Genomic DNA, 14317 nt, shown 5'->3' with positions numbered 1-14317 from the left:
ACTTGGTCGTTCTCACTGACCATCGCACGGTGGCCCCTCACGTCAACGACACGACGCTCAGGGCCGGAAAGTCCACCACCCCACGGGACTCAGGCTGCTCCTCTCTCGCTGGAATGAACATCAGTGGTTCTCCGCAAACTCCATGGCCTGAGTGTTGCGACCGTAGGCACGCAGTAGACCATTGGTAGTCACGGCCCCGATTGCCAAGACCACGCCCAAGACGATCATCGTCACCAGGTAGGCAGTGTCAAATGCAGTGGTCGCTGCAGCAATTATCTCGGCGTTCCCGTCAGCGACGGCCAGTGCGTCTGCCAGGCTCTCCCGGGCTGCATCCGGGGAACCAATGGGGAGTTGAACTGTGAAGGCGTACACAAACGTCAGCAGGCTTCCCAGCACGGCGACGGCCGAGAGCGACCCCATTTCGTACGACACCTCCTCCACGGACGCAGCCATGCCAGCTTTGCGCGGGTGGGCATTGCCCATGATCGCGGAGGAAGCGACCGAGAACGCTCCACCCAGGCCGAGCCCGGTCACGACGAATCCGGCCACGAGCAAGGCGAAGGTGTCTGTTGCCACCGCGGTGATCGACAGCAGCAGCCCGAGGGCGCCAACGCCGAGGCCGCCGGAAATAATGAGTCGAAGGCCGAGCGTGTCCAGGAACGCAGCTCCGAGCAACCCCGAGGGCAGAGCACCGAGGGCGATCGCTGCAACCAAAAGACCCGCTTGCAAGGGGCTGAACCCTTCCACGAGTTGGAAGCGCTGGGTTGTGATGAGCTGCGCGCCTGCGATCGTGAACATTGCGAAAGCAGCAGCCAGGACGCCTCCGGTGAAGGCCTTGTTGCGGAAAATCGAAAAGTCCAAAAGCGGTTCACTCATCCGTCGCTGACGACGTACGAACAACACGAACCCGACCACTGCAGCCACTGCAGCACCTGCAATCAGAGGCCAGTTCTGCGGTACATGGGCGAGCTCCTTGATAAAGAGCACCGTGCCCACGAGGCCCACCATCGCCTGGATGGAGGACAGCAGGTCCCACTTCTTGGAGGGATCAGCGTCGTTACGCGGCGCGACGAGCGCGGTCCCGATGAGCGCGGCGACCACAACCGGAACGTTGATCAGGAACACTGATCCCCACCAGAACCGCTCCAACAGCAACCCGCCTAGGATCGGGCCGAGCGAGGCGCCGACAACTGAGAGACTTCCCCAGATCGCGATCGCGATGTTTCGTTCTTTCACGTCATTGAACGACAACCGGATCAATGCGAGCGTCGCCGGCATCATCGCTGCTGCCCCCACGGCCAGCAGCGCACGCGAGGCGATCAGCATCCCCGGGCTCACCGAGAACGCTGCAGCCAACGATGCCAGGCCGAAGATCAACAGCCCCACCACGAACATTCTGCGGTGGCCGATTCGATCGCCCAGCGTCCCCGCACCCAGCAACAGACCCGCCATCACCACAGGGTAGGCGTTGATGATCCACAGTGAGGCTGACCCCGAAGCGCCCAGCTCCTCGGTCAGCGTCGGGAGCGCGGTGTACAGAATCGAGTTGTCCAGCGTGATGAGGAGCAAACCCGCGCCTACCGTCAACAACAACCACCATCGCCGCTTCGGCGCAGTATCGCTTCTCATCAATCCGACTCCTCGCTACCGCTTTACTATACAAACAGGTTAGTATAGTAACATGATGGACCGTTCATGAGTCATCCGGAATTTTGGTCGGCCAGTTCGGCGAGTCGTGTCTCACTACCCGTGTCAGCAATCTATGTAAAACAAGCGGCGTTCACGTTACACTGAGGCATGGCCACGATCGGTTACGCCCGAGTCTCAACCCGAGACCAGAATCCCGACGGCCAAACGGATGCGCTCAATGCGGCGGGCTGCGACAAGATTTTCGTCGAGCACGCATCCGGCACCCTGGCGAAACGGCCGGCACTGACGGAAGCCCTCGGATATCTGCGCGAGGGAGACTCGCTCGTCGTGACGAAACTTGACCGGCTCGGCCGGTCGGTGAGAAACCTCAAACAGGTCGCGGACGAATTGCAACAGCGCGGGGTCGGTTTGAAGGCACTCTCGCAGGGCATCGACACGACGACGCCGGGAGGTCGCCTGTTCTTCCACATGCTCGCTGCGATCGCGGAGTTCGAACACGACCTCATCGTCGAACGCACCCACGACGGCCTCGCGGCCGCCCGCGCCCGGGGCCGGAAGGGCGGCCCGAAGTTCAAGATGACGCCGACGAAGATCCGGCAGGCCCGGGCGATGTACGACGAGGGCGGCCACACCGTCCAAGAGATTGCCGACACGTTCGGAGTGTCCCGGCCCACGATCTACCGGCACCTGGCCGAGCACGTCGAGCGGTCCTAACGAGGAATCATGGCGCACCTCAGCGATCGGCAGAAAGCCGAGCTTGTGCGCCAACACCAGGACGGGGTGCCGTGGACGCGCATTGCGGAACACTCCGGCGTCGCCGTACGGACCCTGCAACGCTGGGCAGCCCGGATGGAAACGGGACAGCTCTCACGGGCACCTCGCAGCGATAAGGGTTCGAGGCACATCGACGCCGAGCTGGTGAAGGCGATTGAGGCGCTTGCTGTGCGGCGACCCGCGCCGACGATCGCGTATATCCACCGCCGCATCGGTGATATCGCCAGGGGCCGAGGACTATCCGTCCCGGGGTACACCACGGTCCGCGAAATCGTGCACGCGCTCGACCCGGGCCTGACCGCTCTCGCGGACGGCAGGGACGCGGCCTATCGAGACAAGTTCGAGCTGGTCTACCGCCGCACAACCTCTGCGCCGAATGAACAGTGGCAGATGGACCACACTCTGCTCGATGTGATGATTCTCGATGACCGGCAGCAGGCCGTCCGCCCCTGGCTCACGATCGTGCTCGACGACTACTCACGAGCGATCGCGGGCTACGCGGTCAGCGTCTCAGCACCCACGGCCGAGCATTCCGCATTGGCTTTCCACCAGGCCGTCGCTCGGAAACGAAACCCGAAGTGGGTGGTGTCGGGCCTCCCGGACATCCTCTACAGCGATCACGGGTCCGATTTCACCTCGACCAGGATCGAGCACGTGTGCCTCGACGTGCACGTGCGCTTGATTCACTCACGGATCGGCGTCCCACAGGGGCGCGGCAAGATCGAACGGTTCTACCGAACGATCACGACCGAGCTGCTGCCGCACCTGCCCGGCTTCATCCCGCACGGCACCGGTGGATCGCCCATCACCGAACCCAGGTTGACCTTGCACCAGCTCGATGACGTTCTCGAGCGATTCATCGTCGACGAATACAACGAACGCATCCACTCATCGACGGGTGCTGCCCCGCACGAGCGATGGCGCAGCGACAGTTTCATCCCTCGAACACCCGCTCGCCCGGAAGACATCGATCTGCTTCTACTCACCGCAGCGACGCCCCGCCGTGTGCAACGCGACGGGATCCGTTTCGCCTCGACCCGATACATCTCACCAGTCCTCGCCGCATACGTCGGGGAAGACGTCACGGTGCGGTACGACCTCCGCGACCTCGGAGAGATACGAATCTTCCACGACAACGCATTCCTCTGCCGCGCAATTTCCCCCGAACGCTCCTCGGAAACCGTCTCTTTTGCTGATCTGCAAACCGCGAGGAACGCGCGGCGTCGCGCTCTGAAGCAGCAACTCCGCGAGCTCACCGCTCATGCGGGTTCCCTTCCCGAAGACACGCGCCACCGTCCCGAGATCGCAACGGCCCCCGACAGAACCCCCGACCAGCCCGCGACACTTCCCGCGCGACACGGATTGAGGACATATGCCAGTGACTGATCCAGACAGCACGCCCCGGTCTCTTCTTTTCACGCCTGACGATGACGGACGCCGATTCCTCAACGGTCATTTCGACGAGTTCACCGATGCGCCTCCGCCCCTCGCGGACACTTTGCCCGCATTCATTACCACACGTGAGCACCGACGGTTTACAGAGTTCGCGGATACCGTCCGATCGCACCGCTACATCGGCCTCTGCTACGGACCACCCGGCGTCGGGAAGACACGCTCCGCACGCAACTACGCCGGTACAGACGAATGGGAGCAGTGGTACCCGCTCTCCCGCGGCAAGGGCTCACTGCCGCCCGTGCCCGAGGCCGTGCAACGAAGCCGCACGGCATTCTTCACACCCACGGTCGCCGCGACCATCAAGCAAATCGATCAAGGCCTGCCCCGGGCCTGCCAGCACATCTCCTGGGCCATCGACTACGCCGAACACGGGCACGTTGATCCTTTCGTTCACGCCGAGTCCCAACACAGCGGAAACACCGAACTGCTCATCATCGACGAAGCCGACCGACTCAAAACCGCCGGCCTCGAACAAGTCCGCGACTTCTACGACCGCCACCGGATGGGCGTCATCCTCATCGGCATGCCCGGCATCGAAAAACGGCTCGCCCGCTACCCCCAGCTCTACAGCCGCATCGGCTTCGCTCACGAGTACCGGGCGCTACGCAGTGACGAGCTCACCGCCGTTGTCGCGCAGCGCCTCCCGGACCCCGACCCAGACGACTCCGGTCTCGCGCACACCGCAGCTCTCGCCGCAATCGTCCGCGCCACCAACGGAAACTTCCGTCTCGCCGACAGACTCGTCACCCAGATCAACCGCATACTCGACATCAACAAGCAGACACGCCTCATCCCAGAGGCCGTCGACGCCGCCCAAGAAGCACTCCTCATCGGACGGTAAGCGGCGTGGGAAACACGACATTCATCGCCGCGATTCACAGCACCGCGCGATGTCTGGGAAGCTCCGGTGCTCAAAACCCTTGTCAAAACCCCATTCGGTGCAAAACCTCCCCTATAGGTTTTTGAGCAAGTCGGGTAGACTAGAAGCAACGAGGGAGGCCACCATGAGCGTCAAGACCGCCAGCACAATCTCCGCGGCCGAGCGCGAGCTGCGCGAGCGCGTCGTGGCCGACGCCGCCCACAGCTCCGCGATGGAAGGCCTCACCGCCGGCGCCGAGTACCGAGCCGATGCGGCCGCCTACGCAGCGGGGGAGTTCGACGTCGACGAGCTCGGACGCCGCACACGCGCCCGCTGGGGCCTTGCCTGATTTCGTCGACCCGTACCTCGAGCCCGAATCGGGCATCCTCCGCAACCGGCTCGGCCTGACCGACCGCGCCACGCTGGATCGCGCCGAAGCGGAACTCACCGAATGGCGACGGGCCGAGATGATCACCCGGCCGGTGAACGTCACCGGAGATCTCCGACAGCTCCAGGCAATCCACCGGCAGCTCTTCCAGGACGTCTACGACTGGGCAGGCCAGCTACGCACCGTCGACATCCGCAAGGGCACCGACCCGGGCGCGGAGTTCTTCATGCCCGTGTCCCGGCTGGAGTCCGGCGCCGGGTACGCGTTCGCGGAGCTGGCGGTCGAGCACCAGCTACACGGCCTGGACCGTGACCGGTTCGTAGATCGCCTGGCGCACCACTACGACCAGGTGAACTACCTCCACCCGTTCCGGGAGGGCAATGGCCGCACGCAACGAATCTTCTGGACGCAGATCGCCGCCGGCGCGGGATTCGACCTCGACTGGAGCCGAGTCACCGGGGCGGAGAACGACCAGGCGTCACGTACCGCGATGGAACGACAGAACTTCACCGAACTGCGCGGGATCTTCGACCGCATCGTGCAGCCCGCCGCGGGAGGCCGGCTCACCCCGGAACGGATGGAGCAGCTGCGCGCGTTCGCCAACCTGAGCAGCAGCGTCGCGCCGGGACGCTCCGCACCGTCGACATCGACGGGCCGCTCGCGCCGGCCGATGACACCCGGCCGAGAAGCGGAACAGGGGAGGGACTTATGACCGTCGTCGGATATGCCCGGGTGTCCAAGCGTGAGCAGAACCCGAAGGCCCAGGAGGCCGAGCTGCACGCGGCAGGAGCGGAGCGCGTGTTCGTCGACCGCGGCGACTCCAGCCGGGTCAAGGATCGCCCGCAGTGGGTCGCGTGCATGGACTACCTCCGTGCCGGCGATGTGCTGTTGGTGCGCCGCCTCGATCGGCTCGGTGGGACCGAGCGCATCCTGATCGAGACGCTGCACGAGCTGGAGGACAAGGGCGTCGATATCAAGAGCCTCACCGAACCGGTGATCGACACGACGACCCCGATGGGCCGTGCCCTGTTCGGCATCGTGGCCGTGTTCGCGCAGCTGCGCGTCGACACGATCCGGGAGAATACCCGGCTCGGTCTGGAGTACGCACGCGCCCAGGGTCGCGTCGGTGGGAGGCCAACGGTGATGAGCGCTGAGCGGGTCGAGGTCGCTCGGCAGATGCGCGCTCAGAACCCCCCGGCGACGTGGGAAACGATCGCTAAGACCCTCCACGTCAGCTCCGCGTCCGTGCGCCGCGCTATGGCTCAGCCAGAAATGACAGCTAGTGAGCGCCAGCATGGCGCGGCTACGCTCCAGGCATCTGCTCCCTACGACCAGCAATAGACCTACTCGCGTCCAGCCGTGCCAGGGCGCGTTAGCGAACGCTGTCGTTGCGCAGCCGCACGGCGATCCACAGGCCACATCGGCGACACAGGTAGGCCGCTCCGTCGCGCAACTCATGCAGCTTGAACCGCGGCATCGTTCTGCCACAGCATGAGCACTGGGTGGCCGTGTCAACGTTCATTCGAGCTCATCGCGTCAATATCTCCTCGGTAATCGGTAGCCGGCAGTCCAAGCCCAGCCAGCCGATGCCGCGTATACGCCAGGCCGATTCAACCTCGGTGCCCTGTGGCGAACGTAATCCTGGCCAGTCAGAAGGACCGGGCGAGCCTCGAAACGGACCTGGATTGCGTCCTCATCAGAGACCAACCATGGAAGGCTATCTCGCCCCGTCACAGCGAGCGATTTCGCGGTCTACTACAGCAGGGATCCGAGGTCCGAGCCAAGGGAGGGATAAGTGGCAGTAACGGATTTGAGTTGGCGGGTGGTGAGGCCGAGTTTGATGGCGAGGCCGAAGGTGTTGATGAGTTCAGAGTGGCCGGGGCCTAGGAGGTGTGCGCCGAGGATCTGGTCCGATGCGGTGTCAATGATGATCTTTGCTGCGGCGGTGGTTTCGGCTACCCGGTAGGTGGAGTACCAGTCGCTGGTGTCAGTGAAACGGACGGCGATTTCATGTCCGGCGTCAGCGGCTTCGTGCTCGAGAAGACCTACGCGGTTGAGCTCAGGGATGGCGAACACGGTGGTGGGCACGCCCGTGTAGTCGGGCGTGGTAGTGGTGCCTTTGATCATGTTGGACGCGACGACTTTGCCTTCGAACACGGCAACGGGCGTGAGGGGACGGCCAATCGTGTTCGCGGCATCGCCGGCGGCGAACACGGCGGGGTTGGTGATGCTTTGCAAGTGGGCGGCGACAGTCACACCGCGTGGACCGCTGGCAATACCCGCAGCGTCCAGATGCAGGCTGTCGAGGTTGGGAACCCTACCCGCGCCGTGGACTACGAGGCCGGTGTCGATGCTGGCGGCTGTTCCGGCGGTGTCGATACCCACCCGGTAACCGGCGAGCGTGGTCCCAACTCCGGTGACCGTTGTGTTGCGAAGCACACGGATGCCAGCCTCTTCGGATCGGGTAACGAGGAGTTCGACAAGGTCCGGATCGAATTCCCGCAGCGGTCGGGACCCGCGGTCGATGATCGTGCACTCCGCACCGGCACGAGCGGCGATGTGCGCGAACTCGAACGAGATGAAGCCGCCGCCGATGAACACCATCCGGCGAGGCAGCTCATCGAGATCCAGGAACCCGGTGCTGTCGATCAGATGCTCCGCACCGGGAAAGACCAGGGGGCGCGGTGTCGCACCAGAGGCGATGAGGAACCGGTCCGACCGATGGGCAGTGCCGTCGATGAGGAGCTCGTTCGGCCCGCTGAACTCGGCGTGCCCGTGGAAGGTGGTGACGCCATTGCCGACGAGTTCGTCCTCCATCCGCTTCGGGACACGGTCCGTGAAGCCGCGTTTCCGCCGCATCAACGCTGGCCAATCCACCGATACCCCGTTCTCCTGGACCCCGGTGTCGCTCATCAGCTGAGCGGCGTCGATGATTTCTGCGCCGCGGCGCAGAATCTTCTTCGGATCGCAACCGCGCAGCGCGCAGGTTCCGCCGTAGGGCAGTTCATCAACGATCCCAACCCGCCATCCCTGCGCGGCGCACTTGTTGGCCGCGGTCATTCCCGCCATACCCGCGCCGATCACGACCAGATCGAACCTGTCACTCATTGCGCCGCCGCTTCCGTGTGGGCGATGGCATCGCGCAGTTGATCCAGGGTCGGAGACCCGGCAAGACCCTCGGGGGTCAGGTAGACCCGGCAGGACAAGCCTGGCGGCCCATCTGGTGCCGGAAACAAGACAGCCCCGTCGACGAGGAGCGTGGGTGACCCGCGGAAATCGAGCGCTTCCGCGTCCGCCTGCGACGACACGAGTTGTTGTTTCACCGTGAGGTCGGAACGTTCCGCGGCAATCACCGAGATCCGTTCCGCCATCGTCTCCCAGTTCGGACAACCGTCGAAGTACTGCACCGTGATTTCCATCCACCGACCATAGACGTTGTAGCCAGGTGCAAGGTCAAGTGGTGGGATAGAGACATGCGCATCGGAGATCTCGCCGAAATGACCGGCGTCAGCACACAGACCATCCGGTTCTACGAACGGGAAGGACTGCTGCCGGCGCCAACTCGGGAAGGCAACGGATACCGGGCGTACGAGGACCGTGCGGTTGCACGTGTCGGGTTTATCCGCGCCGCTAAAGCGGCCGGACTGAAGCTGACCGACATCGCAGGAGTTCTTGAACTGCGCGAGGCCGGACGGGCCCCGTGCTCACATGTGAACTCCCTGCTAGCTGGCAAACTTGCAGAGGTCCGGGCACGGCAAGAAGAACTCGCCCGCCTCGAGGCGGAACTGGTCGGCATGATCGCGACAAGTCGGACGCTTGACCCGGCGACGTGCTCCGAGCGCAGCATTTGCAACATAATTCCGCAGTAGCCAGCAGCTCCGGAGGGGAAGAGGCGGTGCTCGGGAGCGATGCCTCGTCATGATGACTATCTGTGCGTGCAGCGGTTTCCGCTAGCGCTTTGATTCGGCGTCGTAGCTCGCCTCCTCGATCACCGATTTACGGGCATAGCGGATGAGTCCGCGGCCGAGGTCGTGGAACGTGGGCCCGACGTTCTGGCCACGCCACCGCCGCAGCTCTGCCACGTCGCGGCCGAGGATGGCTGCCGCCTCGTGGGGGGTGAGCAGAACGGGTGCGGGGGAGTGCTCGTGCAGCATCAGTCGTTATCTCACGTGAGTGTGTCGATCACCGTCACGAGCTCGGTTCCGGGGACCGTCACCGTGTTCGCGAGCCGGTACCCGTGCCGGCCGTAGTCGTGCAGCTGTTGGTCGCGTTCCCCGACCTTTTGCGACAACCGGTAGTGGTCCTCGTCGCCGCTGGGGAATGTGGTCTGGATCGTGGCGAAGCTCACTGTCGTGCTCATCGCTCACGCCACCCTCGACTTGACCAGCTCGTCGATCCGGTCAGGCCGGAAACCCGACCACGGATCGCCGGCGCCCTCGACCACCGGCGCCTGTAGGAAGCCCGACTCTTTGACGTGCTCCAGCGCCACCGGATCACCGGCGAGGTCGACCACCCGGTACGCGATACCGGCGGCATCGAGCGCCCGCAGCGTCGCCGTGCACTGCACACAGCCGGCCTTGGAGTACACGGTCAGCGGTTCATCGTTCATGGCACTTCTCCTCTCCAAACCTCATTGCCTTTCGGCAAAAGCCGAATTACAGCGTTGGGGGCGCGGAGGCAGGGGACCGTGGAATACCGGACCGAGCGCAGCGAGGGAGGATATGCCGCGAAAGCCCTTGCCGCAGCGAAACCGGCGCGTATCATCCACAGGCCGAAAGGCAACGAAGTTGCCCACGCAACGGACCGCGCGCTCATTCGGAGCACACCTATAGCTCGAAGCTCTGCAGAACGGCATTGCCGAGATCGACCCGGCTGCTACGGTCGCAGGCCCCGCCTCCGCGGGACGTTCGACCTACATCGATGGCCACGCGCGACCGCAAGATGGAGCAAAGGCCCGGCCACAGCGGTCGGCTAGGAGGGCGGTCGGCTCATGATGTATGGAAATGGCTTCGGGTGGGGCTGGATGTGGTTTGGCGGCGTCATGCTCCTGCTTATCTTGGCTGCACTCATCATCTTGATCGTCCGCGCCGGGACGGCAGTGTCGTCTGCGCGCGGGGGACAGACGCCGTCGGCCGCCAATACAGCGCGTCAGATAGCCGAAGAACGCCTTGCTCGCGGCGAGATCACTCCAGACGAATTTCGGCAGGTCGCGCGGGCGCTAGAGGAACGCACCTGAGGCGCATGCGACGGTTCGGCCATCGGTAGTCGCGAACACAGCCCGCGGAACCGCTGTTCACCTTTGTCTGCCGGATCGAAGGAGGGTTCGCCTAGGTGACCGATCTGCGGGATGCTGACCGGTCCCGTCCGTCGCCGCCGCCACCCGAGAGCACGACGGCCAAGTTCCACTTCTGCTCCGTCGGGTGGCGCCAAGGCCTGTGACGCGGATCCCCATCGATACGGTCCCACATCCGGACCCGGCTGGGTCGGAACGGTGAGCCGCGCTGTGCCAACCCCAGTGGGCGTCCACACGTCTTGCAGATCGAGGGCCACGGCGGCTGACGCGGGCACGGCGTTTCACCTCTCTGGCAGAGGAGAGGCGGTGCCGGTGTGTCGGTGTCGATGCGGGTGATGAGCGCCGGGGACGGTTACAAGTACCTCCTCCGCACGATTGCCGCGGCTGATGGGGAACGGCCGCTCTCCACCCCGCTGACCCGCTACTACGCAGAGGCGGGGACCCCACCTGGGCGGTGGCTCGGGAGCGGGCTGCCGGCCCTTGCCGACGGGCGGATCGATGCGGGATCGCGGGTCTCCGAAGCCCAACTCGAGCTGCTGCTGGGAATGGGGCGCGACCCCGGAACTGGCGCTCCTCTCGGGCGGGCGTATCCCGAGTATTCGGCCCCCGAATCCGAGCCGGACGGCGCGACCTCACCAGGGTCGACAACCTCGCAGCAGACGCGCCGCCGCGCCGTGGCCGGCTACGACTTCACCTTCTCGCTGCCGAAGTCGGCATCCGTGCTGTGGGCGATCGCCGATGCCGACACTCAAGCGAAGATCGCCGAAGCACATCACAACGCCATCGATGATGTGCTCGCCTTCATGGAGCGCGAACTTGCCGCGACCCGTGCTGGCGAAGCAGCACGCAACGGTGCCGTCGCGCAGGTCGAAGTCACCGGCTTCATCGCCGCAGCCTTCGATCACTTCGACTCGCGCGCGGGCGACCCGCAGTTGCACACGCACGTCGTAGTGAGCAACAAGGTGCGCACGGTGTTCGACGGTAAGTGGCGCTCGCTCGACGGACGACCGCTGCATGCGGCGACCGTGGCTCTCTCCGAGTTGCACAACGCCGTGTTCGCCGACCACCTGACGCGTGCGCTCGGCGTCGGGTGGGAGCGGCGCGAGCGCGAAGCCAATCGCAACCCGGTCTGGGCGATCGCAGCCGTTCCCGAGGAGCTCGTAGCCGAGTTCTCGTCGCGCTCGCGTCACATTGACATCGAGAAGGATCGGCTCATCGACGAGTACATCGCCGCGCACGGGCGTACGCCGTCGAAGGTCACGGTCATCCGGCTACGCCAGCAGGCAACGCTGTCGACTCGCCCCGAAAAGCAACTCCGATCGCTCGCGGATCTCACTCACGATTGGCGCGTCCGCGCAAGCCGACTGCTCGGAAGCAACGCGACGGCATGGGCTCGAGGCGTGCTTCGAGATGCGGATGCCCCGACACCGTTGCGCGCCGAAGACGTGTCGCACAGCATCCTGAACCAACTCGCGGCGCGCGTGGTCGAGGCCGCAAGCGAGCGCCGTTCGACCTGGAGTCACTGGAACCTCTACGCCGAAGCCGCGCGGCAGACGATGGGATGGCGCTTCATCGCGACCGAGGACCGCGAGGCGATCGTCGGCATGATCACGGATGCCGCGGAGCAACGCTCCGTTCGGCTCACGCCGCCCGAGCTTGCACTCTCGCCCGCCGAGTTTCGACGTGCGGATGGCACGAGCGTCTTCCGTCCGAGGAACTCCGAGCGCTACTCGTCGATCACACTCCTGGATGCGGAGGAGCGACTGCTCGCCGCGTCGCAATCAACCGCCGGGCCGGTCGTCGGCGCTGCAACCCTCGAGCACGCCGAGCGAGCGCGTCGCAATCACGGGATCGTCCTCGGAGAGGATCAGCGCAACGCCCTGCATTCAATCGCAACCTCGTCGCGCAAGCTCGATGTGTTGATCGGCCCGGCCGGTGCAGGCAAGACGACGGCGATGCATGCTCTTCGACTTGCGTGGGAGCACGAGCACGGGCGCGGCTCGGTCATCGGGCTCGCGCCTTCCGCTGCCGCAGCTCGCGAACTTGCCGACGACCTCGGTATCGCCACCGAGAACACGGCCAAGTGGTTGCAGGACAATCGCCAAGGGCGCTCGTCGATGCGCGCCGGCCAGCTCGTCATCATCGACGAAGCATCCCTCGCTGGCACTCTGACGCTTGATCGCATCTGCACTGTCGCAATGCACGCGGGTGCGAAGGTCCTTCTGGTGGGGGACTGGGCGCAGTTGCAGTCGGTCGATGCAGGCGGCGCGTTCCGGATGCTGGTCGAAGCACGTTCCGATGCTCCCGAGCTCGCAGACGTCCATCGCTTCCGGCACGCCTGGGAGAAGGACGCATCCCTCGACCTCCGCAACGGGCGACTGCAGGCCCTGGAGGAGTACGGCGCGCACGACAGGATCATTGGCGGCGATGCCGATGCCATGTCCGACGCGGCCTACAGTGCGTGGCTACAAGACATGGCCGCCGGCATGTCGTCGGTGCTCGTCGCCGACACGGGGGAAGCGGTCGGTGCACTGAACCGACGTGCGCGCGCCGAGCTGATCCTTTCCGGCGTCGTGGATGCCAGCGCCGAAGCCCCGCTGCGGGATGACGCGGCAGCATCCGTGGGCGACGTCGTCATAACCCGAAAGAACGACCGCCGCCTGCGATCTGGAGGCAACTGGGTGCGCAACGGTTCGCGATGGCGGGTCATCGCGATTCGTCGCGATGGCTCGTTGCGTGTGCGAAACACAGACCGCATCGGGGCTCGACCGCTCTGGCTGCCTGCCGAGTATGTGGCTGAGAACGTCGACCTCGGCTACGCGGTGACCGCCTACCGCGCACAGGGCATCACGACCGACACGGCGCACGCAGTCATCGAGACTGGAACGACGCGCGAGAACCTGTACGTCGCGATGACGCGGGGGAGAGCATCGAACACTGCCTACGTGGTCACATCTCGTCCCGACGACAATCACTCCGCCCGCCATCCCGGCAATCGTCCGGATGCGACGGCCCGCGACGTCCTCGTGGGCGTACTTGGCCATGTGGGAGCCGAACAGTCGGCCCACGAGACGCTCGTCGTCGAGCAAGAGAGTTGGGGGTCGATCGCGCAGCTCGCCGCCGAGTACGAGACGATCGCCTCGTCCGCGCAGCGGGCGCGGTGGACGAACCTCGTCCATGCGTGTGGACTGCCAGCCGCTTTGGCCGAGGCCATGATCGCTTCGGACGCGTTCGGTGCACTGACTGCCGGCCTTCGACGCGCCGAAGCGCTCGGCCACAACATCGACGCGCTGCTCCCACGCATCGCGTCTGCGCGTGGATTCGAAGATGCGCAGGATGCCGCGGCCGTGCTCCACGAACGCCTCGAGCGAGTTCTGTCTCAGCCGTCGAGTGGCAGCTCGCGGGGGAGCGGACGCCGGTTGATCGCCGGCCTCATCCCTGCGGCGATGGGGGAGATGGATGTCGACATGCGGCGTGCCCTCGACGAACGAGCACATCTGATCGAGGAGCGCGCGTCGGTGCTGGTCGATGCCGCACTTACGTCGCGAGAGAACTGGATCGCGTCGCTCGGGCGCATTCCCGTCGACGCGGCGCAGGCGGGTGCTTGGCGTCGGCAAGCGAGCATCGTCGCGGCGTATCGTGACCGGTACGGCGTTTTCGAGGATGACGCACTCGGCGCTCCAGCCTCCTCGCCGAACCAACGTATGGATGCTGCGGCCGCCGCCGTGGCGCGGGATCGCGCGATCGGGCTATCGCGTGGTGCCTCTCCTGCACAGCCTCGGCCGACGCCAGCCCGCTTGCGGCCCGTCCACAGCCTGTAGTCGAGGTTCTATCAGCGAGCCGAGACGCGGGCGTACCCTGGGCGCAACACCAGCCCACGCCTGAAGGAGAGGCCTGG

Annotated in this window: 14 protein-coding genes; 8 read left to right on the top strand and 6 right to left on the bottom strand. The window is 65.1% G+C overall.

Annotated elements, in window-relative coordinates:
* Positions 1-120: 120 nt before the first annotated feature.
* Positions 121-1629, bottom strand: coding sequence for an MFS transporter (locus tag AB0P18_RS07530; RefSeq protein WP_363356472.1), 1509 nt, complete (start codon positions 1627-1629; stop codon positions 121-123).
* Between the two features lie 168 nt (positions 1630-1797).
* On the opposite strand from AB0P18_RS07530, the gene AB0P18_RS07525 reads away from it, so the two are divergent.
* The 6 genes from AB0P18_RS07525 (at position 1798) to AB0P18_RS07500 (ending at position 6467) form a co-directional block, all read left to right on the top strand.
* Positions 1798-2364, top strand: a complete 567-nt coding sequence (locus AB0P18_RS07525; protein WP_363356474.1) for a recombinase family protein — start codon at positions 1798-1800, stop codon at positions 2362-2364.
* Positions 2365-2373: 9 nt separating this feature from the next.
* A complete protein-coding gene (locus tag AB0P18_RS07520; RefSeq protein WP_060920705.1) occupies positions 2374-3810 on the top strand; it encodes a Mu transposase C-terminal domain-containing protein in 1437 nt (478 codons plus the stop codon).
* A complete protein-coding gene (locus AB0P18_RS07515; RefSeq protein WP_363359531.1) occupies positions 3797-4720 on the top strand; it encodes an AAA family ATPase in 924 nt (307 codons plus the stop codon). The genes AB0P18_RS07520 and AB0P18_RS07515 overlap by 14 nt, the downstream gene beginning before the upstream one ends.
* A 163-nt stretch (positions 4721-4883) precedes the next feature.
* The gene (locus AB0P18_RS07510; protein ID WP_071043057.1) at positions 4884-5087 is read left to right on the top strand and encodes a hypothetical protein; all 204 of its coding nucleotides are present in this window, start codon (positions 4884-4886) and stop codon (positions 5085-5087) included.
* Positions 5080-5838, top strand: a complete 759-nt coding sequence (locus AB0P18_RS07505) for a Fic family protein (protein WP_292857082.1) — start codon at positions 5080-5082, stop codon at positions 5836-5838. The genes AB0P18_RS07510 and AB0P18_RS07505 overlap by 8 nt, the downstream gene beginning before the upstream one ends.
* Positions 5835-6467 (top strand): recombinase family protein, encoded by a 633-nt coding sequence (locus AB0P18_RS07500; protein WP_292857079.1) that lies wholly within the window; start codon positions 5835-5837, stop codon positions 6465-6467. Before AB0P18_RS07505 ends, AB0P18_RS07500 begins: the two co-directional genes overlap by 4 nt.
* Before the next feature lie 414 nt (positions 6468-6881).
* Here the strand turns inward: AB0P18_RS07500 and AB0P18_RS07495 are convergent, their stop codons facing one another.
* Together AB0P18_RS07495 and AB0P18_RS07490 are read right to left on the bottom strand one after the other, a co-directional pair.
* Entirely contained in the window at positions 6882-8234 is a 1353-nt protein-coding gene (locus AB0P18_RS07495; RefSeq protein WP_363359530.1) for an NAD(P)/FAD-dependent oxidoreductase, read from the bottom strand.
* Positions 8231-8545, bottom strand: coding sequence for a thioredoxin family protein (locus AB0P18_RS07490; RefSeq protein WP_292857073.1), 315 nt, complete (start codon positions 8543-8545; stop codon positions 8231-8233). The genes AB0P18_RS07495 and AB0P18_RS07490 overlap by 4 nt, the downstream gene beginning before the upstream one ends.
* Before the next feature lie 54 nt (positions 8546-8599).
* On the opposite strand from AB0P18_RS07490, the gene AB0P18_RS07485 reads away from it, so the two are divergent.
* Positions 8600-8995, top strand: coding sequence for a heavy metal-responsive transcriptional regulator (locus tag AB0P18_RS07485; protein ID WP_363359529.1), 396 nt, complete (start codon positions 8600-8602; stop codon positions 8993-8995).
* 81 nt (positions 8996-9076) lie between these two features.
* On the opposite strand, the gene AB0P18_RS07480 is transcribed toward AB0P18_RS07485, so the two are convergent.
* From AB0P18_RS07480 to nrdH, 3 genes are read right to left on the bottom strand one after another with little or no spacing between them, the layout of a single operon-like run.
* Entirely contained in the window at positions 9077-9280 is a 204-nt protein-coding gene (locus AB0P18_RS07480; protein WP_292861920.1) for a DNA-binding protein, read from the bottom strand.
* 11 nt (positions 9281-9291) lie between these two features.
* On the bottom strand, positions 9292-9486 hold the full coding sequence (locus tag AB0P18_RS07475; protein WP_363359528.1) for a hypothetical protein: 195 nt from the start codon (positions 9484-9486) through the stop codon (positions 9292-9294).
* Positions 9487-9489: 3 nt separating this feature from the next.
* Entirely contained in the window at positions 9490-9735 is a 246-nt protein-coding gene (gene nrdH, locus AB0P18_RS07470; RefSeq protein WP_292861916.1) for a glutaredoxin-like protein NrdH, read from the bottom strand.
* A 1019-nt stretch (positions 9736-10754) separates the two neighbouring features.
* On the opposite strand from nrdH, the gene mobF reads away from it, so the two are divergent.
* Positions 10755-14240 (top strand): MobF family relaxase, encoded by a 3486-nt coding sequence (gene mobF, locus AB0P18_RS07465; RefSeq protein ID WP_363359527.1) that lies wholly within the window; start codon positions 10755-10757, stop codon positions 14238-14240.
* Positions 14241-14317: the final 77 nt, after the last annotated feature.

The organism is Microbacterium sp. NPDC064584 (genome assembly GCF_040687315.1).
Lineage (GTDB): Bacteria > Actinomycetota > Actinomycetes > Actinomycetales > Microbacteriaceae > Microbacterium > Microbacterium lacus.
The sequence above is the reverse complement of the archived record's forward strand: the minus strand, read 5'-3'. Positions and strand labels throughout refer to the sequence as shown.

Excerpts from the sequence above, each read along its gene's own strand:
- AB0P18_RS07530 (WP_363356472.1), bottom strand. The coding sequence starts at position 1,629 with ATGAGAAGCGATACTGCGCCGAAGCGGCGATGGTGGTTGTTGTTGACG.
- AB0P18_RS07525 (WP_363356474.1), top strand. The coding sequence starts at position 1,798 with ATGGCCACGATCGGTTACGCCCGAGTCTCAACCCGAGACCAGAATCCC.
- AB0P18_RS07520 (WP_060920705.1), top strand. The coding sequence starts at position 2,374 with ATGGCGCACCTCAGCGATCGGCAGAAAGCCGAGCTTGTGCGCCAACAC.
- AB0P18_RS07515 (WP_363359531.1), top strand. The coding sequence starts at position 3,797 with ATGCCAGTGACTGATCCAGACAGCACGCCCCGGTCTCTTCTTTTCACG.
- AB0P18_RS07510 (WP_071043057.1), top strand. The coding sequence starts at position 4,884 with ATGAGCGTCAAGACCGCCAGCACAATCTCCGCGGCCGAGCGCGAGCTG.
- AB0P18_RS07500 (WP_292857079.1), top strand. The coding sequence starts at position 5,835 with ATGACCGTCGTCGGATATGCCCGGGTGTCCAAGCGTGAGCAGAACCCG.
- AB0P18_RS07495 (WP_363359530.1), bottom strand. The coding sequence starts at position 8,234 with ATGAGTGACAGGTTCGATCTGGTCGTGATCGGCGCGGGTATGGCGGGA.
- AB0P18_RS07490 (WP_292857073.1), bottom strand. The coding sequence starts at position 8,545 with ATGGAAATCACGGTGCAGTACTTCGACGGTTGTCCGAACTGGGAGACG.
- AB0P18_RS07485 (WP_363359529.1), top strand. The coding sequence starts at position 8,600 with ATGCGCATCGGAGATCTCGCCGAAATGACCGGCGTCAGCACACAGACC.
- AB0P18_RS07480 (WP_292861920.1), bottom strand. The coding sequence starts at position 9,280 with ATGCTGCACGAGCACTCCCCCGCACCCGTTCTGCTCACCCCCCACGAG.
- AB0P18_RS07475 (WP_363359528.1), bottom strand. The coding sequence starts at position 9,486 with ATGAGCACGACAGTGAGCTTCGCCACGATCCAGACCACATTCCCCAGC.
- nrdH (WP_292861916.1), bottom strand. The coding sequence starts at position 9,735 with ATGAACGATGAACCGCTGACCGTGTACTCCAAGGCCGGCTGTGTGCAG.
- mobF (WP_363359527.1), top strand. The coding sequence starts at position 10,755 with ATGAGCGCCGGGGACGGTTACAAGTACCTCCTCCGCACGATTGCCGCG.